The 24,168-nt window shown below is 66.1% G+C and carries 21 protein-coding genes; 11 read left to right on the plus strand and 10 right to left on the minus strand.

What is annotated here, in order from left to right:
• Positions 1 to 40: 40 nt before the first annotated feature.
• From SPO_RS14190 to SPO_RS14200, 3 genes are all read right to left on the minus strand, one after another.
• Entirely contained in the window at positions 41 to 1,204 is a 1,164-nt protein-coding gene (locus tag SPO_RS14190) for an isovaleryl-CoA dehydrogenase (RefSeq protein WP_011048493.1), read from the minus strand.
• Positions 1,205 to 1,358: 154 nt separating this feature from the next.
• Positions 1,359 to 2,549 (minus strand): DegT/DnrJ/EryC1/StrS family aminotransferase, encoded by a 1,191-nt coding sequence (locus SPO_RS14195; protein ID WP_011048495.1) that lies wholly within the window; start codon positions 2,547 to 2,549, stop codon positions 1,359 to 1,361.
• Between the two features lie 73 nt (positions 2,550 to 2,622).
• Positions 2,623 to 3,285 (minus strand): HAD-IA family hydrolase, encoded by a 663-nt coding sequence (locus tag SPO_RS14200; RefSeq protein WP_011048496.1) that lies wholly within the window; start codon positions 3,283 to 3,285, stop codon positions 2,623 to 2,625.
• A 118-nt stretch (positions 3,286 to 3,403) separates the two neighbouring features.
• Between SPO_RS14200 and glmU the strand changes: the two genes are divergently transcribed.
• Positions 3,404 to 4,756, plus strand: a complete 1,353-nt coding sequence (glmU, locus tag SPO_RS14205; RefSeq protein ID WP_011048497.1) for a bifunctional UDP-N-acetylglucosamine diphosphorylase/glucosamine-1-phosphate N-acetyltransferase GlmU — start codon at positions 3,404 to 3,406, stop codon at positions 4,754 to 4,756.
• A gap of 80 nt (positions 4,757 to 4,836) precedes the next feature.
• Positions 4,837 to 5,523, plus strand: coding sequence for a DNA alkylation repair protein (locus tag SPO_RS14210; protein ID WP_011048498.1), 687 nt, complete (start codon positions 4,837 to 4,839; stop codon positions 5,521 to 5,523).
• On the opposite strand, the gene SPO_RS23115 is transcribed toward SPO_RS14210, so the two are convergent.
• A complete protein-coding gene (locus tag SPO_RS23115) occupies positions 5,511 to 5,972 on the minus strand; it encodes a hypothetical protein (protein ID WP_044028557.1) in 462 nt (153 codons plus the stop codon). The genes SPO_RS14210 and SPO_RS23115 overlap by 13 nt on opposite strands.
• Positions 5,973 to 6,062: 90 nt before the next feature.
• Here SPO_RS23115 and moaA point away from each other — a divergent pair, with 90 nt between their 5' ends.
• From moaA to SPO_RS14260, 9 genes are all read left to right on the plus strand, one after another.
• Positions 6,063 to 7,070, plus strand: a complete 1,008-nt coding sequence (moaA, locus tag SPO_RS14220; RefSeq protein ID WP_011048499.1) for a GTP 3',8-cyclase MoaA — start codon at positions 6,063 to 6,065, stop codon at positions 7,068 to 7,070.
• A 3-nt stretch (positions 7,071 to 7,073) separates the two neighbouring features.
• Positions 7,074 to 8,372, plus strand: coding sequence for a 3-deoxy-D-manno-octulosonic acid transferase (locus tag SPO_RS14225; protein ID WP_011048500.1), 1,299 nt, complete (start codon positions 7,074 to 7,076; stop codon positions 8,370 to 8,372).
• Positions 8,372 to 9,427: a glycosyltransferase family 4 protein gene (locus tag SPO_RS14230; RefSeq protein ID WP_011048501.1), complete on the plus strand. Its 1,056-nt coding sequence runs from the start codon at positions 8,372 to 8,374 to the stop codon at positions 9,425 to 9,427. Before SPO_RS14225 ends, SPO_RS14230 begins: the two co-directional genes overlap by 1 nt.
• Before the next feature lie 127 nt (positions 9,428 to 9,554).
• A complete protein-coding gene (locus SPO_RS14235; RefSeq protein ID WP_044028559.1) occupies positions 9,555 to 10,544 on the plus strand; it encodes a BMP family protein in 990 nt (329 codons plus the stop codon).
• Positions 10,545 to 10,586: 42 nt separating this feature from the next.
• Complete coding sequence (locus tag SPO_RS14240) at positions 10,587 to 12,104, plus strand: ABC transporter ATP-binding protein (RefSeq protein ID WP_011048503.1); 1,518 nt, start codon at positions 10,587 to 10,589, stop codon at positions 12,102 to 12,104.
• Positions 12,101 to 13,174 (plus strand): ABC transporter permease, encoded by a 1,074-nt coding sequence (locus tag SPO_RS14245; protein ID WP_011048504.1) that lies wholly within the window; start codon positions 12,101 to 12,103, stop codon positions 13,172 to 13,174. The genes SPO_RS14240 and SPO_RS14245 overlap by 4 nt, the downstream gene beginning before the upstream one ends.
• Positions 13,174 to 14,115: an ABC transporter permease gene (locus SPO_RS14250; RefSeq protein ID WP_044028562.1), complete on the plus strand. Its 942-nt coding sequence runs from the start codon at positions 13,174 to 13,176 to the stop codon at positions 14,113 to 14,115. Before SPO_RS14245 ends, SPO_RS14250 begins: the two co-directional genes overlap by 1 nt.
• 9 nt (positions 14,116 to 14,124) lie before the next feature.
• Entirely contained in the window at positions 14,125 to 15,417 is a 1,293-nt protein-coding gene (locus SPO_RS14255) for an amidohydrolase family protein (protein ID WP_011048506.1), read from the plus strand.
• Between the two features lie 58 nt (positions 15,418 to 15,475).
• Entirely contained in the window at positions 15,476 to 16,114 is a 639-nt protein-coding gene (locus SPO_RS14260; protein ID WP_011048507.1) for a VOC family protein, read from the plus strand.
• A 48-nt stretch (positions 16,115 to 16,162) separates the two neighbouring features.
• Here SPO_RS14260 and SPO_RS14265 read toward each other — a convergent pair whose 3' ends face one another.
• The 6 genes from SPO_RS14265 to SPO_RS14290 form a co-directional block, all read right to left on the minus strand.
• Positions 16,163 to 17,326: a M20 aminoacylase family protein gene (locus SPO_RS14265; RefSeq protein WP_011048508.1), complete on the minus strand. Its 1,164-nt coding sequence runs from the start codon at positions 17,324 to 17,326 to the stop codon at positions 16,163 to 16,165.
• A gap of 21 nt (positions 17,327 to 17,347) precedes the next feature.
• A complete protein-coding gene (locus SPO_RS14270) occupies positions 17,348 to 18,517 on the minus strand; it encodes an amidohydrolase (RefSeq protein ID WP_011048509.1) in 1,170 nt (389 codons plus the stop codon).
• Positions 18,518 to 18,531: 14 nt separating this feature from the next.
• The gene (locus SPO_RS14275; protein WP_011048510.1) at positions 18,532 to 19,695 is read right to left on the minus strand and encodes a M20 aminoacylase family protein; all 1,164 of its coding nucleotides are present in this window, start codon (positions 19,693 to 19,695) and stop codon (positions 18,532 to 18,534) included.
• 30 nt (positions 19,696 to 19,725) lie between these two features.
• On the minus strand, positions 19,726 to 20,892 hold the full coding sequence (locus SPO_RS14280; protein ID WP_011048511.1) for a M20 aminoacylase family protein: 1,167 nt from the start codon (positions 20,890 to 20,892) through the stop codon (positions 19,726 to 19,728).
• Between the two features lie 164 nt (positions 20,893 to 21,056).
• Complete coding sequence (gene argE / locus SPO_RS14285; RefSeq protein ID WP_011048512.1) at positions 21,057 to 22,223, minus strand: acetylornithine deacetylase; 1,167 nt, start codon at positions 22,221 to 22,223, stop codon at positions 21,057 to 21,059.
• 3 nt (positions 22,224 to 22,226) lie between these two features.
• Positions 22,227 to 24,092, minus strand: a complete 1,866-nt coding sequence (locus SPO_RS14290) for an ABC transporter ATP-binding protein (protein ID WP_011048513.1) — start codon at positions 24,090 to 24,092, stop codon at positions 22,227 to 22,229.
• Between the last annotated feature and the right edge of the window lie 76 nt (positions 24,093 to 24,168).

Consider the following 24,168-nt stretch of genomic DNA (forward strand, 5'->3'; position numbering starts at 1 on the left):
CGGCCCGCAAGCTCCCTCGGCTTGCGGGCCGTTTGCGTTTTCAGAGCACCGTGTTCATCAGCTCGCGGCCGATCAGCATGCGACGGATCTCCGAGGTGCCGGCGCCGATCTCCATCAGCTTGGCATCGCGGAAGATGCGGCTGACCGCGCTGTCGGACAGGAAGCCGGCACCGCCCATCGCCTGCACCGCCTGATGCGCCTGCACCATCGCCTGTTCGCTGGCATAAAGACAGCAGGCGGCGGCGTCCTGACGGGTCACGTCGCCCCGGTCACAGGCCTTGGCCACCTCATAGATATAGGCGCGGGCCGAGTTCATCGCGGTATACATGTCGGCGATCTTGCCCTGCATCAGCTGGAACGAGCCGATCGGTTTGCCGAACTGCTTGCGCTCGGCCATATAGGGCATGATCTCGTCCAGACAGGCGGCCATGATGCCGGTGCCGATGCCCGCAAGCACCACGCGTTCATAATCGAGACCCGACATCAGCACGGCAACGCCGCGCCCCTCCTGGCCCAGCACGTTTTCAAACGGCACTTCGACATCCTCGAACACCAGCTCGGCGGTGTTCGAGCCGCGCATGCCCATCTTGTCGAAATGTTTCGAGGTCGAGAATCCCTTCATCGACTTTTCGATCAGAAAGGCGGTGATGCCCTTGCTGCCGGCCTCGGGGTCGGTCTTGGCATAGACCACCAGCGTATCGGCGTCGGGGCCGTTGGTGATCCAGTACTTGTTGCCATTCAGGCGGTAATGGTCGTTGCGCTTTTCCGCGCGCAGCTTCATCGACACCACGTCCGATCCGGCGCCCGCCTCGGACATGGCCAGCGCGCCCACATGCTCACCCGAGACCAGGCCCGGCAGGTACTTGCGCTTTTGCTCGTCGTTGCCGTTCAGCTTGATCTGGTTGACGCAGAGGTTGGAATGCGCGCCATAGCTGAGGCTGACCGAGGCGCTGGCGCGTGCGATCTCTTCCACCGCGACCACATGGGCAAGGTACGACATGCCCGCGCCGCCGAACTCTTCCGGGACCGTGATGCCGAGCAGGCCCAGATCGCCCATTTCGCGCCACAGCTCGTTGGGAAACTCGTTGGTCTGGTCGATCTCGGCGGCCATCGGGCGGACCCGCTCCTGCGCCCAGCGATGCACCATATCGCGCAGCGCGTTCACGTCCTCGCCCAGATCGAATTGCATGGTAGCTGCGAACATCGCGCTCTCCTCTCCGCATTAATGAACAACTGTTCAATAACCGCGATACCAGCGTTTGCCCCACCCGTCAACGATTCCTGCATATGAGCCATAACAGCAAAGGCGCCGCCCCTTGCGGAACGGCGCCTTTGCGGCCTTGCGGCGTTTCAAGATGTCAGGACTGGTAGACCGCCCCCACCTCGGCCCGGATGATGCGCGCGATCAGGTCGCAATCCTCCAGGCTGAAGGTCAGCGGCACCCGCATGTCGATGATCCCGGCCAGCACCCGGTCGCTGGCAGGCATCGGCGCGCTGTCGGCATAGCGCCAGCTGTCATAGCGCGAGGTAAAGCCCACAGGCTCGGGCGTGCCGAACCATTTCAGCTCGACCCCGCGGGCGGCGCAGCGGCGCAGCGCCTCCTGCACCTTCTCCGCCACCCAGTCGAGCAGCAGGAACTGGATGGACGAGCCGACATAGGTCTCGACATCGGGCCGCTCGATCACACTCAGGCCCGGTGTGCCGCGCAGCCCCGCCTCGATCCGCTGATAGCGCTCGTTCCAGCGTGCCACTTGCGTGGCAAGCGCGCGCAGCTGCGGCCGCAGGATGGCGGCGCGCAGATTGTCCATCCGGCCCGAGATGTTGGGGGTGTGATACTTGATCCGCTCGAACACTTCGGGCCCCGGCGCCGCCAGATGGCGCTCGTACAGCATGTACGAGCCCGACATCATCACCGCGCGCGCCGCGATCTCTTCGTCATCGGTAACCAGCAGCCCGCCCTCGCCCGAGTTCACATGCTTGTAGGTCTGGCATGAATAGCAGCCGACCGCGCCCTGCCGCCCCGAGGGCACCCCGTTCCACGCCGCGCCCATCGTATGGGCGCAATCCTCGATCACGGTGATCCCGGCCGCGTCGCAGATCTGCATCAGCCGGTCCATGTCGCACAGATGTCCGCGCATATGGCTGAGCATCAACACCCGCGCCACACCCGCCTTGGCGGCCAGATCGTCAAGGTCGATGGTCAGGCTTTCGGTTACGCCCACGAATACGGGCCGCGCCCCGACCGAGGCGATGGCGCCGGGCACCGGCGCAAGCGTAAAGGCATTGGTCAGCACCGCATCGCCGGGCTTCACCCCCACAGCGCGCAACGCGGTGGCCAGCGCATAGCCGCCCGAGGCCACCGCCAGGCAATAGCGTGCGCCGGTCTGGGCTGCGAATTCCTGTTCCAGCAGGGCGGTTTCGCCCAGCTCGCCCTTGGCCAGGTTGTAACGATGCAGCCGGCCATGGCGCAGCACCGCCAGCGCCGCCTCGATTGCCTCGTCCGGAATGGGTTCCTGCTGGGTGAAACTACCCGAGAATATCTCTGTCATGGCGTGTATCTGAGGCGGCGCCCGACAGGTGGTCAAGAGCCGAGATGCAGTTTTGCAAAGGCCAAATCCAGTTTTATCCGATCAGCCGGGTCACCACGTGCGGCAGGTCCTCGAACCGCTCCAGCAGCGCTTCGGGTTCCAGTGCCGCCATGTCGTCGCCCGAGGGGCCGAAGGTCACCAGGATCGAGGGCACGCCGGCGGCGCGCGCGGTGTTGCGATCGGTGTCGCTGTCACCCACCAGCACACAGGCCGCCGGATCGCCCCCAGCCGCCCGCGCGGCGGCGCGCAGCGGTTCAGGGTCGGGTTTGCGTACCGGCAGCGTGTCGGCGCCGATCAGGGCGGCAAAGGCGTCGCGCACCCCCAGCCGTTGCAACAGCAGATCGGCCAGCGCCTCGGGCTTGTTGGTGCAGATGCCGACCCCGTATCCCGCCCGTCGCAGTTCTTCGACCGCGTCCATGGCGCCGGGATAGAGAAAGCTGTGATGGTCGATCGCGCCGCGATAGGCCTCCAGCAGCACCGGGTAATAGCGCTCGACCGTGGCGGCGTCATAGGCGCCCACCCTCTCCAGCCCGCGCGTCAGCATCATCCGCCCCCCGCGCAGCGCGATGCCTGCATCCTGTCCCGGCACCAGCACATCGCCCAGCCCCATGTCACGGAAACAGTGATTGGCCGCGGCCAGCAGGTCGCCCGAGGTATCGGCCAGCGTGCCGTCCAGATCGAAGATCACCGTGCGCATACCGCCCCTTTCCGGGCGATGCTCCGCCCTGTCCGTATCTGCCCGCCTGCACTATCGCTTGCGCCTGTGTGTCCAGCGGATAAAACGGGCGCCAGGAAAACTAAAGAGAAAACGCATTATGAGCACCGCATTGGTCATTCTCGCCGCAGGCAAGGGAACCCGGATGAAATCCGACCTTCCCAAGGTTCTGCACCCCATCGCCCACGCCCCGATGCTGGTCCATGCCATGCGCGCCGGCGCCGTGCTGGAACCCGCGCGCACCGTGATCGTGGCCGGCCATGGCGCCGAGGCGGTGCGCGCCGCCGCCCTGGACGAGGATGAGGGCGCCACGGTCGTCCTGCAAGAGGAACAGCTGGGCACCGCCCATGCCGTCGATCAGGCCCGTGCCGCGCTGGAAGGGTTCGAAGGCGATGTGGTCGTGCTTTATGGCGACACGCCCTTTCTGCAGCCCGACACGCTGGAACGGATGCTGGCGGCGCGCAAGACCCATGATCTGGTCATCCTCGGCTTCGAGGCCGCCGATCCCGCCCGGTATGGCCGGCTGGTGATGCAGGGCGACAGTCTGGAACGGATCGTCGAATTCAAGGAAGCCACCGAACAGGAACGCGCGATCCGCTTCTGCAACTCGGGCCTTCTAGCCTGCAACGCGGAAACCCTGTTCGCTCTGATCGCTGCCGTGGGCAACAACAATGCCTCGGGCGAATACTATCTGACCGACGTGGTCGAGATCGCGCGCAAGCAGGGGCTGGCGGTGACCGCAGTGGCCTGTGACGAGGCGCAGACGCTGGGCGTCAACTCGCGCGCCGATCTGGCGGCGGCGGATGCGATCTTTCAGACCCGTGCCCGCGCCGAACTGCTGGATCTTGGCGTCACCCTGATGGCGCCCGAAACCGTCTATCTGGCTGCCGATACGGTGATCGGGCGCGACACCGTGATCGAACCCAACGTGGTGTTCGGCCCCGGCGTGACGGTGGAAAGCGGCGCCACCATCCGCGCCTTCTCGCATCTCGAGGGCTGTCATGTCAGCCGCGGCGCCGTGGTCGGCCCCTATGCCCGTCTGCGCCCCGGCGCCGAGTTGGCCGAGAACGCCCGCATCGGCAATTTCGTCGAGATCAAGAATGCCGAGATCGGCGAAGGCGCCAAGGTCAACCACCTGACCTATATCGGTGATGCCAGCATCGGCGCGGGCAGCAATATCGGCGCCGGGACCATCACCTGCAACTATGATGGCGTGATGAAGCATCGCACCACGATCGGCGCCAATGTCTTTATCGGCTCGAACACGATGCTGGTGGCCCCGGTCACCCTGGGTGACGGCGCGATGACCGCGACGGGCACCGTGGTCACCCGCGATGTCGAGCCGGACGCGCTGGCCAAGGCCCGCGTCAAGCAGGAGAACAAGCCCGACCGCGCGCGCAAGCTGTTCGAGATGCTGCGCGCCAAGAAGGCCAGCAAGCAGAAAGAAACCTGAGCCGCGTCCCGCCCGCGACAGGTCTCCGGGTCGACCGGCCTCTGTGCCGGTGACCCTCTCTCCGGTCAAAGGATACTGCCATGCTTACGTCCTATCTCGATCAGATCCGGGCCCATGCCGACGCCGAACGCGCCGTCGAGATGGCCGCCTATCACAAGGTGGCGCGCACCTATCTGGGGGTCGCCAACCCTGTATTGAACGATCTGAGCCGGGACTGGCGGCGAGCACTGGACCTGCCCGACCGGCTGGCGCTGGCAGATGCGCTCTGGCAGAGCGACATTCACGAGGCGCGCGTGACCGCCGCCAAGCTGCTGACGCAGGCGCGCATTCGCCCCGACGTCGCCGTCTGGGACCTGCTGCAAGGCTGGCTGCCCGATTTCGACGCCTGGGCAATTGCCGATCATGCGGCGATGGCAATGCAGAAACGGCTGGTGGCCGATCCGGCGCGGCTGGACCAGGTCGAGCACTGGACCCGCTCGGACCATATGTGGACCCGGCGCGCCGCGCTGGTGGCCACCCTGCCCTGGGCCAAGATGAGCAACCCCAAACCCGCCGATACCGCCGCGCGCGATCGCATCCTGGGCTGGGCGGCGGGCTATGTTCCCGACCGCGACTGGTTCATCCAGAAAGCGGTGGCCTGGTGGCTGCGCGACCATTCCAAGCACGACCCCGAGGCGGTGCGCGTCTTTCTGGCCGAACACGGCCCCGCCATGAAGGCATTCGCCCGCAAGGAGGCGGGCAAATACCTGAAAACTCAGTTGGAATAGACGTCGAGTTCCACCAGTTCGTCGATCGGCGCCAAGAGCGCGCGCATCGCCTCGAGCGACAGGCGGCTGCCGCTGCCCGGATCGCCGCCCGCGGGAATCAGGGTGACATGGGCGGTGGCGCCGGTCTTGCGCACCACCACGCGGCCATTGCGCTCCTGCTCGACCAGCGCGGTTTCCATCCAGCGCCCGGGAATCGTCGGATCGCCCAGACCGGCCACGGTCTGGCGCGCACCCTCCCATCCGGGCCGGATGTCATCGCCGGGTTGCGCGGTAGGCGCGGCCTCGGCTTCGGGCGTGGCGGTTTCGGGTGCCTCGTCGGTCGCGGGCGCGGCCTGCGGCGCGGCGGCGGTTTCCGGGGCCTTGTCGCCCCCGAACAGCTTGTCGGTGGTGGCGCGCACGCGGTCACAGCCCGCCAGCGCCACGAGGGAAATCAGAACCAGGTATCTCATGCCCGAACCCTAGCGCCAGAGAGCGGGCCTGCGCCAGCCCAAACCCACATCGCCCTTGCCGCTGGCACCTACCCGCTTTACCTATGTCGCATGACAGCTCCACTGATCGACCCTTTCGCGCGTGCCATCACCTATCTGCGTGTCTCCGTCACGGACCGCTGCGATTTTCGCTGCGTCTATTGCATGTCGGAAAACATGACCTTTCTGCCCAAGAAAGATCTTCTGACGCTGGAAGAACTGGACCGCATGTGCTCGACCTTTGTGCGCATGGGAGTGGAAAAGCTGCGCATCACCGGCGGCGAGCCGCTGGTGCGCCGCGATATCATGACCTTTTTCAACGGCATGACCCGGCATCTGGAGAGCGGCGCGCTGAAAGAGCTGACGCTGACCACCAATGGCTCGCAATTGGAACGCTTTGCCGATCAGCTTTATGCGGCGGGCGTGCGCCGGGTGAATGTCTCGCTTGATACGCTGGACGATCAGAAATTCGCCGATATCACCCGCTGGGGCCGGCTGCCGCAGGTGCTGCGCGGCATCGACGCGGCCCAGCGCGCGGGCCTCAGGATCAAGATCAACGCGGTGGCGCTCAAGGGCTTCAACGAGGAAGAACTGCCGCGCATCACCCAATGGTGTGCCGAGCGTGACATGGACCTGACCTGGATCGAGGTCATGCCGATGGGTGATATCGGCAACGAAAACCGGCTGGGCCAGTTCTGGTCGCTCAAGGACGTGCGCGCGGAATACGAAAACCATTACCGCGTCACCGACCTGTCCGAACGCACCGGCGGCCCGGCGCGCTATGTGCGGCTGGAGGAGACCGGGCAGAAGATCGGCTTCATCACCCCGCTCAGCCATAATTTCTGCGAAAGCTGCAACCGGGTCCGCCTGACCTGCACCGGCGAGCTGTACATGTGCCTCGGCCAGGAAGACATGGCCGACCTGCGCAAACCGCTGCGCGATCATCCGGGCAGCGAGGAACCGCTGGAACAGGCGATCCGCGCCGCCATCGGGCTGAAGCCCAAGGGCCATGATTTCGACTATTCCCGCCAGCAGGTCGACGGCAGGATGTCCCGGCATATGAGCCATACAGGCGGCTGACGCATGTCCGGCCCCGGCCTGACGCCGACCCCGCTCTATCACCTGTACCGCGCGGCTTCGGCTGTGCTGGTCCCTTTCGTCTGGCGTACGGTCCGCAAGAAGCTGAGCCGCGCCGATGTGCCGCTGGAGCGTCAACACGAACGGCTGGGCCATGCCAGCCAGCCGCGCCCCGCCGGGCAACTGGTGTGGTTCCATGCCGCCAGCGTCGGCGAAAGCCTGTCGGTGCTGCGCCTGATCACCCGCATGGGCGAGCGGATGCCGAACCTCGAATTCCTGATCACCTCGGGCACGCCCACCTCCGCCGATCTGATCGCGCGGCGGATGCCGCCGCGCTGCCGCCACCAGTTCGCGCCGCTCGACGGGCCCGGCCCGGTGGCGCGGTTCTATCGCCACTGGCGCCCCGACGCGGCGGTGTTTGTCGAAAGCGAGCTTTGGCCGCGCATGATCGTCGAGGGCGCGCGCGCGGGCGTGCCGCTGGCGCTCTTGAACGCCCGCCTGTCCGAAAAATCGGTGCGCGGCTGGCAACGCTTCCCCGATACCGCGCGCTTCCTGCTCGATCGTTTTCGCCTTTTCCTGACCCAGAACCAGCAGACCGCCGACAACCTGATCGCCATGGGCGCCGATCCCGCGCGGGTCACGCCCGGCACCAACCTCAAGGCGATGGCGGGGCCGCTGCCGGTCGATACCGCCCTGCTGGCCGAGATGCGCGCCGCCATCGGCGCGCGTCCGGTGTGGGTGGCCAGTTCCACCCATCCGGGTGAGGAGGAGGTGGTGCTGGAAGCGCATCGCCAGCTGTTGGCCGACCACTCCGATCGGTTGCTCCTGCTGATCCCGCGCCATCCCGAGCGGGGCGCCGAGGTGTCGGCGCTGGTGACGGCTGCCGGGCTCAGCGTCGCCCGCCGCAGCAGCGGCGAGAGCATCACCTCGGGCACGCAGGTCTATCTGGCCGACACGCTGGGCGAAACCGGCACCTGGTACGCATTTTGCCCGCTGGTCTTCCTTGGTGGGTCGCTGCGCGAGATCGGCGGCCACAACCCGTTCGAACCAGCCCAGGCGGGCGCGGCGGTGATCACCGGGCCCGGCTATTTCAACTTTGCCGAAACCTACCTCCCGCTCATTGCCAGCGGCGGCGCCGTCGAGGTGACCACCGCCGCGACTCTGGCCGATGCCGTGCGCCACTGGCTGGACGATGCAGAGGCGTTTGACACCGCCCGCACCCAGGCCCGCGCACTGGTCGCCGCACAGGAAACCGCGCTGGAGGGCGTCATCGACACGCTGACAACCCGGCTGGAGCTTGGCTGATGCCCGATCTCTTCGTCACCAATTTCAACCGCAACTTCACCGGTGTCTCGGCCACGGCGGCGAATGTCATCCGCCAGCAGGTCGCGACCCATGATCTGGCGCTGGTGGGGCACGCCCTGCCCGGCTGTCCCGCGCCGATCAGCGCCCGCGCTGCCCGCGCGCTGTCACGCACACCGCCGCCGGGCAAGCCCTTTGCCATCTGGCACGTGCGCCGCAACCCTGAAATGCAGACCGCGATCTGGGCGCGCGATGTGCTGCGCCTGCCGATCCGCATCGTCTTTACCTCGGCCGCGATCCGGCGGCATTCGGCCTTTCCGCGCTGGCTGATCAGCCGGATGGATGCGGTGGTGGCCACATCCGACGCGGCGGCAAGTTTTGTCCCGCATGTGCGCGCGGTGGTGCCCCATGGCGTCGATACCGACCGCTTCACCCCCGCCCCCGACCGCCCCGCCGCCTGGGCGGCGCAGGGCTATGGCGGCAGCTTCGGCATCGCCACCATCGGGCGCGTGCGCCCGGAAAAGGGCACCGACCTGTTTGTCGAGGCGATGCTGCGCCTTTTGCCCGACATGCCGGGCGCGGTGGCGCTGGTGGTCGGCCGCGCCACCAAGGAACACCAGAAATTCGCCCTGACGCTCAAGGACAAGGTGCAGCGCGCCGGCATGATCGACCGCATCCGTTTCATCGACGAGGTACCGCCCGACCGCCTGCCCGACCTGATGCGCGCCCTGTCGCTGGTGGTGCAACTGCCGCGCTACGAGGGCTATGGCATGGTCCCGCTCGAGGCGATGGCCTCGGGCGTGCCCTTTGTCGGCTCGGATACCGGCTTCTTTCGCGAGTTCTCGGCCCAGGGCCGCGCTGGACGCGTGGTGCCGCTGGAAAACGCAGGCCTCGGGGCCGAGGCCGCCCGCGCCCTGCTGGCTGACGAGGATGTCCACGGTGCCGCCGCGCTGGCGGCCCGCGAAATCGCGGTGGAGAGTTTCAGCGCCGCGCGCGAGGCCGCGGGGATCGAGGCGGTCTATCAACAGCTCTGGTCGCAAGCCGCCCCCGGGGCCTGACCCGGCCCGTTGCGCAAAGGGCAGGCAGGACGGCTGATTTCCAACCCGCGCCCCGGTCCGTTTGCGTGAAAAAATTGACTGCTCGGTAAAAAAATGCTCCGCTTCCCGCAAAAAGCAGGAGAGGATCATGAAAAACACATCAATCACACGCAGGGTCATGCTCGCGGCGGCAGTTGCGGCCTCGGCCCTGATGACGGCGGGGGCGGCGGCGGCCGAAAAGGTCAAGGTCGCGGCCATCTACACGCTGCCGGTCGAGCAGCAATGGATCAGCCGCATTCACAAGGCGCTGAACACTGCCGCCGACCGGGGCGACATCGTCTATGCCTTTTCGGAAAACGTCGCAAATACCGACTATGAAAGGGTAATGCGCGAATATGCCGAACAGGGCGTACAGCTGATCGTGGGCGAGGTGTTCGGTCTGGAGCGCGCCGCGCGCAAGGTGGCCAAGGACTATCCCGACACCGCCTTTCTGATGGGATCGTCCTTCGGGCCGGTGGCGCCGAATTTCTCGGTCTTCGACAACTGGATCCACGAACCCAGCTATCTGACCGGCATGGTTGCCGGTGCCGCCACCGAATCGAACGTGATCGGCATGGTCGGCGGCTATGCCATCCCCGAGGTGAACCGGCTGATGCATGCGTTCATGGACGGCGCGCGCTCGGTCAACCCGGATGTCAGGTTCATCGTCAATTTCATCGACAGCTGGTATGATCCGCCCAAAGCCAAGGAAAGCGCCTTTGCCATGATGGATGCGGGCGCGGACGTGATGTATGCCGAACGCTTCGGAGTTTCCGATGCCGCGGTCGAGCGCGGGGTCAAGGCGGTCGGAAACGTCATCGACACCTCGGGCGATTATCCCGGCACCATCGTCGCCTCGGCGCTGTGGCATATGGAGGCCACCATCGACAAGGCAATCGCCAATGTCGCCGGCGGCAGTTTCGAGGCCGCCGACTACGGCCAGTACAGCTTCATGGCCTATGGCGGCGGCTCGCTGGTGCTGGACGAGAGCCTGGTGGCGCCGGAAACCGTCGCGGCGGTCAGGGCCAAGGAAGCCGAGATTCTGGATGGTCTGTTCCGTGTCAACGTGAACGACGACCGCCCGGTCTCGGACAACTGATGAAAGCAGGGCCGGCGGGCGCGACCGCCGGCCCGTTTCCCCATGACAGATAGAACGGTTCTCAGGCTCAACGGGCTCAGCAAGCGCTTTGGCCCGGTGGTGGCCAATGACGATGTCAGCCTGTCGCTGGCGCGCGGCGAGGTGCTGGCGCTGCTGGGCGAAAACGGCGCGGGCAAGACCACGCTGATGAACATGCTGTTCGGGCATTACCTGCCCGACGCGGGAACGGTCGAGGTGGCGGATGAGGCCGGGCAGCTTGCGCCCCTGCCGCTGGGCCATCCGCAGGCGGCGCTGGCCGCCGGCGTGGGCATGGTGCACCAGCATTTCACCCTGGCCGAGAACCTGAACGCGCTGGACAACATCACGCTGGGCGCCGAGCCGCTGCGCGCGATCCGCCGCGACCGGCGCGGCGCGCGGACGCGGATCGAGGCGATCATGGCCCATAGCGGGCTCAAGGCGCCGCTGAACGTGCCGGTGGGCCGCCTTTCCGTGGGCGAGCGGCAGCGGGTCGAGATCCTCAAGGCGCTTTATCGCGATGCCCGCATCCTGGTGCTGGACGAACCCACCGCGGTGCTGACCCCGCAAGAGGCCGATACGCTGTTTGCCAGCATCAAGGCGATGACGGCCGAGGGGCTTTCGGTGATCTTCATCTCGCACAAGCTGCGCGAGGTGCTGGCCTTTTCCGACCGGATCGCGGTGCTGCGCCATGGGCGCAAGGTGGGTGAGATGGCAACCTCTGCGGCCGACGAGGCGGCGATTGCCCGCATGATGGTGGGCGCCGACACGCCGCGCATCGCCCGCAGCGCCATGGCGCCGGGTGCACCGGTGCTGCATCTGCAGGGGGTTTCGGTTGCGGGCCGGTCCCAGCGCGACAGTCTGAAACAGGCCAATCTGACGGTACATGCCCATGAGATCCTTGGCGTCGCGGGTATCTCGGGCAACGGGCAAAGCGCGCTGGCCAACGTGATCTCGGGCCTTGCGGTGCCTGCCGCCGGGCATATCCGGGTGGATGGGAGCGAGATCCCCCGCCCCTCTCCCGCCAGGATGGTGCGCGCCGGTGTCGGGCGCATCCCCGAAGACCGCCATCACGAGGGCATCGTCGGCGCCATGAGCGTGGCCGAGAACATGGTGATCGAACGGCTGGACGACACGCAGGTGCAATCGCGCGGGCTGCTGCGCCGCGAGGCCATCGCGGCCCATGCCGACGAACTGGCCCGCGCCTATGACGTGCGTGGCCCCGGGGTCACGGCGCCCGCGCGGCTGCTCTCTGGCGGCAATATCCAGAAGCTGATCCTGGCGCGGGTGTTCGAACGCGCGCCCCGGCTGATCCTGGCCAACCAGCCGACGCGTGGTCTGGACATGGGGGCGGCGGCCGAGGTCGGGCGGCGCCTGCTCGAAGCACGCGAACGCGGCGCCGGGATCGTGCTGATCTCGGAGGATCTGGACGAAATCCTGGGCCTGGCCGACCGGGTGGTGGTGATCCGCGACGGCCAGATCGTCGAGACCGGCAGCCATGACCGCGAAAGGATCGGATTGATGATGGCAGGAGAGGCAGCATGATCCGGATCGAACCGCGCGCAAACAGGTCGCGCGCCATGGACCTGGGCATTCCGGTGCTTTCGGCCGTGATTGCACTGGCCTTTGCCGCCATTCCGCTGCTGGCGGCCGGGGCCAACCCGATCACCGCTTATGGCGAGATGGTCAAGGGCGTCTTTGGCTCGGTCTTTGCCGTGTCCGAGATGCTGACCCGGGCAACACCGCTGATCTTTACCGGGCTGGCGGCCGCACTCGCCTTTCGCGCCAAGCTCTGGAACATCGGGGCCGAGGGGCAGCTTTACCTTGGCGCCATGGCCGCCGTGGCGGTCGGCGCCGGCTGGCTCGACCTGCCGGGGCTGCTGCTGGTGCCGCTGATCGTGATCCTGGGCGCTTCGGCCGGGGCGGCGGGCATGGCGGTGCCGACCTACCTGAAATCGCGCTTTGGCGCCGACGAGGTGGTGACCACGCTTCTATTGAACTTCATCATCCTGATCTTCCTTCAAATGATGCTCGAAGGGCCGCTCAAGGACCCGATGGGGCTGGGCTGGCCGCAATCGGCGCCGATTCTGGATCAGGGCATGCTGCCGCCGCTGATGGAGCGGATGCGGGTGCATTCCGGTCTGATCCTGGCGCTGGTATTGGCCGGGGTGGCGCAGTTCATGCTGGCACGCTCGGTCTGGGGGTTCCGGCTGCGCGCGGTGGGCGAGAACGCCGCCGCCGCCCGCCATGCCGGGATCAACGTGAAGCGCTCGCTGTTTGGCGTGGCGATCATCTCGGGCGGGCTGGCCGGGCTGGCCGGGGTCAGCGAAGTCGCGGGTCTCAAGGGCTATCTGACCGCCGACCTGTCGCCCGGCTTTGGTTATACCGGTATCGTGGTGGCCATGCTGGCGGGCCTGTCGCCGGTGGGGGTGGTCATCGCCGCCCTGTTCATTGCCTCGGTCTTTGTCGGCGCCGACAGCATGAGCCGGGCGATGGGCGTGTCCTCGTTCCTGGCCGATCTGGTGGTGTCGATGTCGCTGCTCTGTGTGCTGGTGGGCGGCTTCATCGCGCGCTACCGGATCATCCGCTCGGGCACGGGAAGGGCCGCGTCATGATGGACCTGCTGAACATCCTGATGAGCGAAAGCTTCTGGGCGGCAAGTCTGCGGATCGCGACCCCGCTGATCTTCGGCGTGCTGGGCGCACTGATCTGCGAGCGCGCGGGCGTGCTGAACCTTGGCATCGAGGGGATATTCGTGGTCGGCGCCATGTGTGGCTGGATGGCGGTCTGGCTGGGCGCCGGCTTGTGGGGCGGCGTGCTGGTGGCGGCGCTGGCAGGGGCCTTCTTTGGCCTGTTGCACGCAATTCTGACCGTTCCGCTGGGCTTGTCGCAACATGTCTCGGGCCTTGGCATCACCCTGTTTGCCACCTCGGTCAGCTATTTCACCTATCGCACCGCGCTGCCCAATGTGTCGTCCCCGCCGCGGATCGAGCCGTTTCAGCCGCTGGACCTGCCGATCCTCTCCGACCTGCCTTTCCTCGGGCCGGTCCTGTTCCAGCAGACGGCGCTGACCTGGCTGGCGATCGCGATGGTGGGGCTGGTCTGGTACGTGCTGAACCGCACTGCGCTCGGGGTGGCGATCCAGGCGGTGGGCGACAATCCCGACAGTGTCGATGCACAGGGCCTGTCGGTCTATGGGCTGCGGATCGGCGCCATCGTGGCGGGATCGGCGCTGATGGCGCTTGGCGGTGCCTTCCTGACCATGAGCGCGTTTGACGCCTTCTTTTTCGGCATGGTCAACGGGCGCGGCTGGGTCTGTATCGCGCTGGTGATCTTTGCAAGCTGGCGGCCGGGCAAGGCGCTGCTGGGGGCGCTGCTGTTTGGCGCCTTCGATGCGCTTCAGGTCCGCCTGCAGACCGAGATGGGCGCGCTGGTCCCGGGACAGGTGTTCCTGATGGCGCCCTATATCCTGTCGATCATCGCCCTTGTCATTGCCGCGCGCTCTGCCGACTATCCGCGCGCATTGCTGCAACCCTGGTTCAAGGGCCAAAGATAGGAGCCTGCCATGTTCGACCTGATCGTCAAGAACGCCAATCTGCCCGACGGGCAGAGAGGCGTCGATATCGCCTGCAAGGATGGCCTGATCGCCGCTGTCGAACCCGGCATCACCGCCGAGGCGGGCACGGTGATCGAGGCGGGCGGCAATCTGGTCTCGCCGCCCTTTGTCGATCCGCATTTCCACATGGACGCGACCCTGTCGCTGGGCACGCCGCGCATGAATGTCTCGGGCACGCTGCTCGAGGGGATCGCACTGTGGGGCGAGTTGAAGCCGATCCAGTCGGTGGATGACATCATTGCCCGTGCCCTGCGCTATTGTGATCTGGCGGTGGCCAAGGGGATCGGCGCGATCCGCAGCCATGTGGACACCTGCGACGATGAGTTGAAAGGCGTGCAGGCCCTGCTCGAGGTGCGCGAGCGGGTCAAGGACCGGCTCGACCTGCAACTGGTGGCCTTTCCCCAAGACGGGGTGCTGCGCGACCCGACCGCGATGGCCAACACGGTGCGGGCGCTGGACATGGGCGTCGACGTGGTGGGCGGCATCCCGCATTTCGAACGCACCATGGCCGATGGTGCCGAAAGCGTGCGCCTCTTGTGCGAGATCGCGGCCGAGCGCGGGTTGATGGTCGACATGCATTGCGACGAGAGCGACGACCCGCTCAGCCGCCATATCGAGACGCTGGCCTATGAGACCCAGCGCCTCGGCCTTCAGGGCCGTGTGGCGGGTTCGCACCTGACCTCGATGCATTCGATGGACAACTACTATGTGTCCAAGCTGATCCCGCTGATGGTCGAGGCTGGCGTTCACGCCATCCCCAACCCGCTGATCAACATCATGTTGCAGGGCCGGCATGACAGCTATCCCAAGCGGCGCGGCCAGACCCGCGTGCGCGAGTTGCGCGATGCGGGCATCACCGTGGGCTTCGGCTCCGATTGCGTGATGGATCCGTGGTATTCGCTGGGCCGGGCCTGCATGCTCGACGTCGCCTTCATGGGGCTGCATGTGGGGCAATTGTCCAGCCGCGCCGACATGGATTGGTGCTTTGACGCGGTCACCGAGAATTCGGCCCGGATCATGGGTCTCGCGGGTTATGGGCTGGGTAAGGGCTGTCATGCGAATTTCGTGCTGTTGCAGGCCCGCGACCGGATCGAGGCGATCCGCCTGCGCGCCCATCGCCTGGCCACCATCCGCAAGGGCGCGGTGATCTGCCGCTCGGCCCCGGTCACCCATGAACTGGCCGGCGCGGGTGGCTGGTCCGGGCTGGACGAGACCACCTTTGCGCCGCCTCAGTCCGGTTGAGTATTTGCGCGCCCTGCCCCCTCGACCCGTACCTTGCCGATAGAAAGAGGAATGGACGATGAACCGGCTGGATCACCTGACCGTCATCGCGCCGACCCTGGCCGAAGGGGTCGCGCATGTCCGCGACTGCCTTGATCTGGACGTGCCGTTTGGCACGCGTCACCTGTACATGGGCACCCACAATCACCGGCTGCAACTGGGCGATCGGGTCTATCTCGAGATCGTGGCCGTTGATCCGGCGGGCCATGCGCCGGAACGCGCGCGCTGGTTCGGCCTGGACGATCGCGCGCGGGTGCGCGCCGATTGGGATGCGGGCCGCAGGCTGCGCGGCTGGGTGGCCAGTACCGATGAAATGGGCTTGGTCCTGTCTGCCCATCGCCGGGTCTTCGGGTCAGAGGTCGGCCTGCCGCCGCAGAACCCGGAGTTCGGCTTTTCCATTCCACAGGACGGGTCGCTGCCGCTGGACGGGGCGGCGCCCTCGTTCATCGACCATCGCGGCGATCCGACCCGGATGGAGGAAATTCCCGATCTGGGCGCGCGGCTGATGTCCTTTCACCTGACCCATCCCGACCCGGTCGGGATCGAACAGCTGTATCAGGCGCTCGCCATCGAGCGGGCGCCAAGCGTCACCCAAGGCCCCGACCTGCGTTACCGCGCTCAGATCGCAGTCCCCGGTGGCCTCAAGCTGCTGACCTGAGGGCCTTGCCGGTAAAGGGAGAGGCGGCGCCTCTCCCTTTTGCCCGGGTCAGGCGGCGGGCATCCGCTGTTCGACGATCCCGGCCCACCAGCTGCATCCCGCCGGAATGGCCTCGTCGTTGAAGTTGTATTCGGGGTGATGCACCATCGCGGTATCGCCATTGCCGACCAGGATATAGGCGCCGGGGCGCTCTTCGAGCATATAGGCGAAATCCTCGCCGCCCATGACCAGCGCCGCCTCGTCGCAGCCGCCCGAGACGTCGCGCGCCACCTTGGCGGCAAATTCGGTCTGCTCGTCCGAGTTCACCATCACTGGATAGCCCCGGATATAGCGGATATCCGCGGTACCGCCGAAAGTGGCCGCGATGCCCGCGCAGATCTCGTGAATGCGCTTCTCGGCCAGATCGCGCATTTCCTTTGACATGGTGCGTACCGTGCCCTTGATCTGCACCCGCTGCGGGATCACGTTGAACGCCTTGGAGGAGGTTTCGAACGAGGTGACCGAGACCACCACCTGATCAATCGGGTCGGCGTTGCGGCTGGCGATGGTCTGCAGCGCCAGCACCGCCTGTGCCGTCATCACCGTGGTGTCGATCGTGTCATGCGGCTTGGCCGCATGACCGCCGCGCCCCTCGAAGGTGATGTCGAACTGGTCGGTGGCGGCAAAGAAGGCACCGGGCCGGATCGCGAAACTGCCCACGGGCGCGCCGGGCCAGTTGTGCATGCCGTAAACCTCCTGGATGTTCCAGCGGTCCATCATGCCATCCTCGCACATCTCGCGACCGCCGCCGCCGCCCTCTTCGGCCGGCTGGAAGATCACCACCACGGTTCCATCGAAATTGCGGGTCTCGGAGAGGTACTTGGCCGCACCCAGCAGCATGGCGGTATGGCCGTCATGGCCACAGGCATGCATGGCATTGGGTGTCTTCGAGGCATAGTCGAGCCCGGTCTGCTCATGGATCGGCAGCGCGTCCATATCGGCGCGCAACCCGATCACCTTGCCCTTGCTGTCGCTCTTGCCCTTGATGATGCCGACAACGCCGGTGCGGCCGATGCCGGTGACCACCTCGTCACAGCCGAACTCTTGCAGTTTTTCGGCAACCAGCGCGCTGGTCCGGTGGGTTTCGAACAGGATTTCCGGGTTTTCATGGATGTCCCGGCGCCATTCGGTGATCTCGGATTGCAATTCTGCAAAGCGGTTCTTGACGGGCATGGTGTTTCCTCTTGCGTCACATCAGGGGTTAAGCGGCATCCGCTGCTCGGCCAGCGTGGCGAACCAGCTGCATCCGGCGGGGATGGCCGCGTCGTTGAATTCATAGGCGGGGTGGTGCAGATCGGCGCTGTCGCCATTGCCCAGAAAGATGAAGGCGCCGGGGCGTTCGGCCAGCATGTCGGCAAAATCCTCACCCCCCATCACCGGGTCGATCTCCAGCGGTGCCTGGCCGGTCACCGCCCGGGCCGCCTCGGCGGCATGGGCTGCACCGGTGGCCGGGTTGCTGGTGACCGGCACCAGCTGCATGTATTTCAGCTCGACCGTTGCGCCATGCGCCTCGGCTGTGGCGCGGGCCACCTCGGCGATGCGGGCGCGGATCAGCGCCTGCACCTCGGGGTGCAGATAGCGTACGGTGCCCTTGATCAGCGCGCTGTCGGCGATCACGTTATGGGCGTCGCTGTCGGTGCGCAGCGAACAGACCGACAGGACCGCCGGTTTCAACGGATCGACATTGCGCGCCACCACCTGTTGCAGCGCAACCGTCAACTGCGCCGCCGCCAGCGTGGCATCGGCGGTCAGATGCGGCATCGCCCCGTGTCCGCCTCTGCCTTGCACCTTTATTTCAAAGAAATCCGTGGCCGCCATCATCGGTCCCTCGCGCAGGGCGAACTGGCCCGCAGGCAGGCCGGGCCAGTTGTGCAGGCCATAGACCTCGCTCACGCCGTGCCTGTCCATCACCCCGTCGGCCAGCATCGCCTTGGCGCCGCCGCCGCCCTCTTCGGCGGGCTGGAACAGCAGCACGACCGTGCCGTCGAAATTGCGGGTCTCGGCCAGATATTGCGCCGCCCCCAGCAGCATCGCCGTATGGCCGTCATGGCCGCAGGCATGCATCTTGCCCGGATGGGTCGAGGCATGCGGCAACCCGGTCGCCTCGGCAATCGGCAGCGCGTCCATATCGGCGCGGAACGCCATCACCCGGCCCGAGCCGGTGGCCCGCCCCTGGATGACACCGACAACCCCGGTCTGCCCGACCCCGGTTTCCACGACGTCGCAACCAAAGGCGCGCAGCCGCTCGGCCACCAGGGCGCTGGTGCGGCGCTCTTCGAACCGGATCTCGGGATGGGCATGGATGTCACGGCGCCATTCGGCGATCTGATCCTGCAACTCGGCAAATCGGTTTCTGACCGGCATCGGCTGGGTCCTTCTCAGGCGGCGGGCATGCGGCGTTCGACCATTTCGGCGAACCAGCTGCATCCGGCCGGGATGATCTCGTCATTGAAATCGTATTCGGGATGATGCAGCCCTGCGCTGTCGCCATTGCCGATCATAATGAAGGCGCCGGGGCGGGCCTCTAACATGAAGGAGAAATCCTCGCCCCCCATCACCATGCGCGCCTCACCACAGCCGCCCGAGACCACCGTGGCCACCTCGGCGGCGAAACGTGTGGGCTCCTCGGCATTCACCGTCACCGGCACGCCGCGCTCGTAATTCACATCGGCCTTGCCGCCAAAGGTCGTGGCAACACCCTGAACTACCTCGCTCAGACGCTGTTCGATCAGGTCGCGCATATCGCCCGAATGGGTGCGCACGGTGCCCCGGATGGTGGCCGCCTGCGGGATCACGTTGAAGGCCTTGGACGAGGTCTCGACCGAGGTCACCGAGAGAACCGCCTGCAGGATCGGGTCGGTATTGCGCGACACCACGGTTTGCAGCGCAACGATCATCTGCGACAGCATCACTGTTGTGTCGACCGTATCGTGCGGCTTGGCGGCGTGGCCGCCACGCCCTTCGAGATGGATTTCGAACGTGTCGGCAGCGGCCAGCAGCGGCCCGGGCCTTATCTTGAACTGACCGGCGGCCAGGCCCGGATTGTTGTGCATGGCATAGACCTCCTGCACGCCGAACCGGTCCATGAGGCCGTCCTTGACCATCGCCTCGGCGCCATTGCCGCCCTCTTCGGCGGGTTGGAAGATCACCACCACCGAGCCGTCGAAATTGCGCGTCTCGGCCAGGTATTTGGCCGCACCCAGCAGCATCGCGGTATGGCCGTCATGGCCGCAGGCATGCATCGCACCGGGGATGGTCGAGGCATGCGCCAGCCCGGTCTGTTCCTGCATCGGCAGCGCATCCATATCGGCACGCAGCCCCACGACCCGCCCCGCCGTATCCGTCTTGCCCCGGATCACGCCGACAACGCCTGTGCGACCGATGCCGGTGACCACCTCGTCACAACCAAACGACCGCAGCTTGTCCGCCACCATTGCCGAAGTCCGGTGGGTTTCGTACAGGATCTCGGGGTGCTGGTGGATGTCCCGCCGCCAGCCGGCGATTTCGTCCTGCATTTCCGCCAGGCGGTTCTTGATGGGCATCTCGTTCTCTTCCCTGTCTTTCCTGACCGCTCAGCGCGCGGGCATGCGGCGCTCGACCATCTCGGCATACCAGCTGCTGCCCGCCGGGATCGCCTCGTCATCGAAATTGTAGGCCGGGTGATGGCATTGTGCCGTGTCCCCGTTGCCTAGGAAGATATAGGCGCCGGGCCGTTCTTCCAGCATATAGGCGAAATCTTCGCTTGGCATGATCGGGTCAACGGCATCATCAACCGCGCCGGAGACCGCCAGCGCGGCCTCGGCGGCATATTGCGTTTCGGCCTCGCTGTTGATGGTGGCGGGATAGCCGGGCGTCCAGATCACCTGAGCCGTGGCGCCATAGGCCGAGGCGATATCCTCGGCCACGCGGCGCACGCGCGCCTCGGCCAGGGCACGGTATTCGGGGTCCAGCGTGCGCACCGTCCCGCACAGCCGCGCGGTATGGGCGATGATGTTCGAGGCGACGCTGTCGGTTTCGAAGGTACCGACGGTCAGCACCACCCGCTTGATCGGGTCCACGTTGCGGGAGACGATGGAATGCAGCGAGACCACGATCTGCGAGGCCACAAGCGTGGTGTCGATGGCGTCATGCGGGGCGGCGGCATGGCCGCCCTTGCCGGTCACCATGATCTCGAACTCGTCGGACGAGGCCAGAAGCGCCCCGGGCCGGATCGCGAACTGCCCGACCGGCAGGCCCGGCGCGTTGTGCATGCCGTAAACCTCCTGGATGTTCCAGCGGTCCATCATGCCGTCCTCGCACATCTCGCGCCCCCCCGCGCCGCCCTCTTCGGCGGGCTGAAAGATCAGAACCGCGGTGCCGTCGAAATTGCGGGTCTCGGCCAGGTATTTGGCGGCACCCAGCAGCATCGCCGTATGCCCGTCATGGCCGCAGGCATGCATCTTGCCCGGGACGGTCGAGGCATAGTCGAGCCCGGTCGCCTCGATGATCGGCAGCGCGTCCATATCGGCGCGCAGCCCGATCACCCGGCCCGCCGTGTCGGTCTTGCCCTTGATGGTGGCGACAACCCCGGTGCGGCCGATGCCGGTGGTGATGTCATCGACCCCGAACTCGCGCAGGCGCTCGGCCACAAATGCGGCGGTCTGGTGCACGTCGAACATCAGCTCGGGATGGGCATGCAGATGTCTGCGCCATCCGGTGATTTCTTCTTTCATGTCTGCAAGACGGTTCTTGATCGGCATTTATTGCTCTCCTTGCCGGACACATCCGGGCACCTGATACAAACGAATGCGCCGCGTCCCGGAGTTCCGGGGACACGGCGCGGCAAATCGGGGGTGGGCGGCTGCGCCGGTGCGCCGACCTGTTGAGGTCCATCCTGTTACGCCCGGTCGCACCTGCATTGTCCTTACTCCGACAATCGATCCAGTAATCGCGCCATGAAGCCATGGCCCGCGTCGAACTGGGCGACGGTGATGAATTCGTTGGGCTGATGCGCCTGGGCGATATCGCCGGGCCCGCAGATCACCGCGGAATAGCCCGCCTCCTGGAACTGACCGGCCTCGGTGCCATAGCTGACGACGTGGCCCGCATTGTCGCCAGTCAGGGCGCGCACCAGCATCTCGGCCTCGCCCTCCTGCTCGGGGACCAGCGGCGGCACGTGGAACTGTTCGGAGAGATCAATCCGCGCCTCGGGGTGCACCGCCTGCATCTGCGCCTCGACCTCGCGCGCCACCGCGAAATAGGCGTCGCGCCACCGCTCCTTTGCCTCGCCGGGTACGATCCGGAAATCCATCGCAAAGCGGCATTCCTTGGCGGTGATATTATGCGCCGTCCCGCCCGAGATCATGCCCACATGGCAGGTGGTCCAGGGCGGATCGAACATCGCCGCCAGCGCCGAGGGCGTCGCCGCGCGGTTTTCGGCATTGCGGTGATTGGCCCAGTCGATCAGCGGCGCCGCGGCCATGATCGCGTTGACCCCGGTATGCATGATCGAGCTGTGCACCTCGAAGCCCAGCACCCGGGTGTCATAGCCAAAGCCGCCCTTGTGACCGGTCACCGCCTGCATCATCGAGGGCTCGCCCACGATCACCGCGCTGCCCTTGGGCAGGTGGTTCTGCATCTCGACGATCATCGGCGGCGCGCCGGTACAGCCCACCTCCTCGTCAAAGCTGAGTGCCAGTTGCAGCGGGCGTTTCAGATCGCGATAGCGCCCCTCGACCAGCGCCCAGATCGCCAGCGCGTCAAAGCCCTTCATGTCGCAGGTGCCGCGCCCGAAATACTTGCCGTCGCGCTCGACCACGGTGAACGGGTCGCTGTCCCAGGGCTGGCCGTCGACCGGCACCACATCGGTATGGCCCGACAGCACCACGGCCCCCTCTTCCCAGGGGCCGACATGGGCAAACAGGGCCGCCTTGTGGGGCTGCTCGGGATCGACCCAGCGATGCGCGGTGATGCCGTGTCCGGCCAGATAGGTCTCGACCCAGTCCACAAGCGGCAGGTTGGTATCGCGGCTGACAGTCGGAAAGGCGACAAGCGCGCCCATGATCTCGACCGGCGACAGGCGTTCAGTCATGGGTCAGTGTCCGCCCTGCCCCGCATGGATCGCGTCGCGGTCGACCGTATAGCCCGCCCATTCGCCATCCAGCACGTAATGGCCCGGCTCGACCTCGATATAGCGCGACGGTTCGGGCTCATAGCCGATCGGATGGATGGGCGAGGGAATCGGTTTGAAGTTCAGGTCCTTTTCGGACTTGCGCCGGCGCGGGTCGGCGATCGGCACCGCCTTCATCAGGGCCTGGGTATAGGGGTGCTGCGGGTTTTCGAAGACGCGCACGCGCGACCCCAGTTCGACGATACGACCCAGATACATGACGCCCACATGGTGGCTGACCCGTTCGACCACCGCCATGTCATGGCTGATGAACAGATAGCTGAGCCCCAGATCGGCCTGCAATTCCATCATCAGATTCAGCACCTGCGCCTGCACCGACACATCCAGCGCCGAGACCGCCTCATCCGCGACGATCAGCTTGGGGTTCAGCGCCAGTGCGCGCGCAATCGCGATCCGCTGCCGCTGGCCGCCCGACATTTCATGCGGATAGCGGCGCATGAAGCTGCGCGGCAATTGCACGCGGTCAAACAGCGAGGCGACCCGGTCCACCAGCTCCGACCCGCTGGCGACGCCATAGTTGCGCATCGGCTCAGCCACCTGCTCCAGCAGCTGCATCTGCGGATTGAGCGAGGCGAACGGGTCCTGAAAGATCATCTGCATGTCGAGCCGCGCCTTGCGCAGCCCCGACTGATCCAGCTGCATGATATCGACCCCGTCCAGATCGATCTCGCCCGCCATCGGTTCGACCAGCCGCAGGATCGAGCGGCCGGCCGAGGACTTGCCGCAGCCCGATTCGCCGACCAGGCTGAGAGTCTGCCCCTTGTTGAGGGTGAACGAGACATCCTCGACCGCATGCACATTGGCCACGGTGCGGCGGAAGAAGCCGCCCTTGACCGGAAAGCGCGTGGTCAGCCCCTTGACCGTCAGCAGCGGGCTTTCGGTGCCTATGATCGGCTCGATCCGCTGATCGGCGACCCCCATCAGCTTCATCGGCTCGGGCGCCGCCTTGCCATGCATCTCGCCCAGCTTGGGCACGGCGGCCAGCAGCGCCTTGGTATATTCGTGCTGCGGGTTCTCGAAGATCTCCTCGACCGTGCCCTCCTCGACCTTGTTGCCGCGGAACATGACCACGACACGGTCGGCCATCTGCGCCACCACCGCCATGTCATGGGTGATGAACATCACCGCGGTGCCGGTCTCGCGTTTCAACCGGTCCATCAGCGCCAGGATCTCGGCCTGGATGGTCACGTCGAGCGCGGTCGTGGGTTCATCGGCGATCAGCAGGCGCGGCTCGCAGGCCATCGCCATCGCGATCACCACCCGCTGGCGCATGCCGCCGCTGAGTTCGTGCGGATACTGCTTCAGTCGCCGCTCGGGCTCGGGGATGCGCACCTGACGCAGCAGTTCCAGCGCGCGTTCCTCGGCCTGGGACTGGTTCATGCCCTTGTGCACGCGCAGCCCTTCGGTCAGCTGACGCCCGACGGTAAAGACCGGGTTCAGCGCCGTCATCGGCTCTTGAAAGATCATCCCGATCTCGTTGCCGCGAATGTTGCGCATGTAATCCTGGTCGGCGGTGGCCAGATCCAGCTCGCCGCCATCGCGCCGGTCAAACAGCAGCTGTCCGCCGGCGATATCGCCGCCGCCGAATTCCACCAGCCGCATCAGCGACAACGAGGAAACCGACTTGCCCGAGCCTGATTCGCCGACGATGCAGACCGTTTCGCCCGGATTGATCTCGAACGAGACATCCTCGACCCCAACAACGGGGCCATCCTTGGTCTGGAACTCGACCCTGAGCTTCTTGATCTGTGCAATAGGCTGATCCAGCACGCGCGCGCTCCCCTTGGTCGCCCTTATTGGTTGTCGGCAAACGCTAAGGCCCTCTCGGGGGAGGAGTCAAACCCAT

Origin of the sequence: Ruegeria pomeroyi DSS-3, from assembly GCF_000011965.2 — a bacterium.
GTDB lineage: Bacteria > Pseudomonadota > Alphaproteobacteria > Rhodobacterales > Rhodobacteraceae > Ruegeria_B > Ruegeria_B pomeroyi.

Bases quoted from the DNA above. Each gene is read 5' to 3' on its own strand.
- SPO_RS14190 (WP_011048493.1), bottom strand. From the start codon at position 1,204: ATGTTCGCAGCTACCATGCAATTCGATCTGGGCGAGGACGTGAACGCG.
- SPO_RS14195 (WP_011048495.1), bottom strand. From the start codon at position 2,549: ATGACAGAGATATTCTCGGGTAGTTTCACCCAGCAGGAACCCATTCCG.
- SPO_RS14200 (WP_011048496.1), bottom strand. From the start codon at position 3,285: ATGCGCACGGTGATCTTCGATCTGGACGGCACGCTGGCCGATACCTCG.
- glmU (WP_011048497.1), top strand. From the start codon at position 3,404: ATGAGCACCGCATTGGTCATTCTCGCCGCAGGCAAGGGAACCCGGATG.
- SPO_RS14210 (WP_011048498.1), top strand. From the start codon at position 4,837: ATGCTTACGTCCTATCTCGATCAGATCCGGGCCCATGCCGACGCCGAA.
- SPO_RS23115 (WP_044028557.1), bottom strand. From the start codon at position 5,972: ATGAGATACCTGGTTCTGATTTCCCTCGTGGCGCTGGCGGGCTGTGAC.
- moaA (WP_011048499.1), top strand. From the start codon at position 6,063: ATGACAGCTCCACTGATCGACCCTTTCGCGCGTGCCATCACCTATCTG.
- SPO_RS14225 (WP_011048500.1), top strand. From the start codon at position 7,074: ATGTCCGGCCCCGGCCTGACGCCGACCCCGCTCTATCACCTGTACCGC.
- SPO_RS14230 (WP_011048501.1), top strand. From the start codon at position 8,372: ATGCCCGATCTCTTCGTCACCAATTTCAACCGCAACTTCACCGGTGTC.
- SPO_RS14235 (WP_044028559.1), top strand. From the start codon at position 9,555: ATGAAAAACACATCAATCACACGCAGGGTCATGCTCGCGGCGGCAGTT.
- SPO_RS14240 (WP_011048503.1), top strand. From the start codon at position 10,587: ATGACAGATAGAACGGTTCTCAGGCTCAACGGGCTCAGCAAGCGCTTT.
- SPO_RS14245 (WP_011048504.1), top strand. From the start codon at position 12,101: ATGATCCGGATCGAACCGCGCGCAAACAGGTCGCGCGCCATGGACCTG.
- SPO_RS14250 (WP_044028562.1), top strand. From the start codon at position 13,174: ATGGACCTGCTGAACATCCTGATGAGCGAAAGCTTCTGGGCGGCAAGT.
- SPO_RS14255 (WP_011048506.1), top strand. From the start codon at position 14,125: ATGTTCGACCTGATCGTCAAGAACGCCAATCTGCCCGACGGGCAGAGA.
- SPO_RS14260 (WP_011048507.1), top strand. From the start codon at position 15,476: ATGAACCGGCTGGATCACCTGACCGTCATCGCGCCGACCCTGGCCGAA.
- SPO_RS14265 (WP_011048508.1), bottom strand. From the start codon at position 17,326: ATGCCCGTCAAGAACCGCTTTGCAGAATTGCAATCCGAGATCACCGAA.
- SPO_RS14270 (WP_011048509.1), bottom strand. From the start codon at position 18,517: ATGCCGGTCAGAAACCGATTTGCCGAGTTGCAGGATCAGATCGCCGAA.
- SPO_RS14275 (WP_011048510.1), bottom strand. From the start codon at position 19,695: ATGCCCATCAAGAACCGCCTGGCGGAAATGCAGGACGAAATCGCCGGC.
- SPO_RS14280 (WP_011048511.1), bottom strand. From the start codon at position 20,892: ATGCCGATCAAGAACCGTCTTGCAGACATGAAAGAAGAAATCACCGGA.
- argE (WP_011048512.1), bottom strand. From the start codon at position 22,223: ATGACTGAACGCCTGTCGCCGGTCGAGATCATGGGCGCGCTTGTCGCC.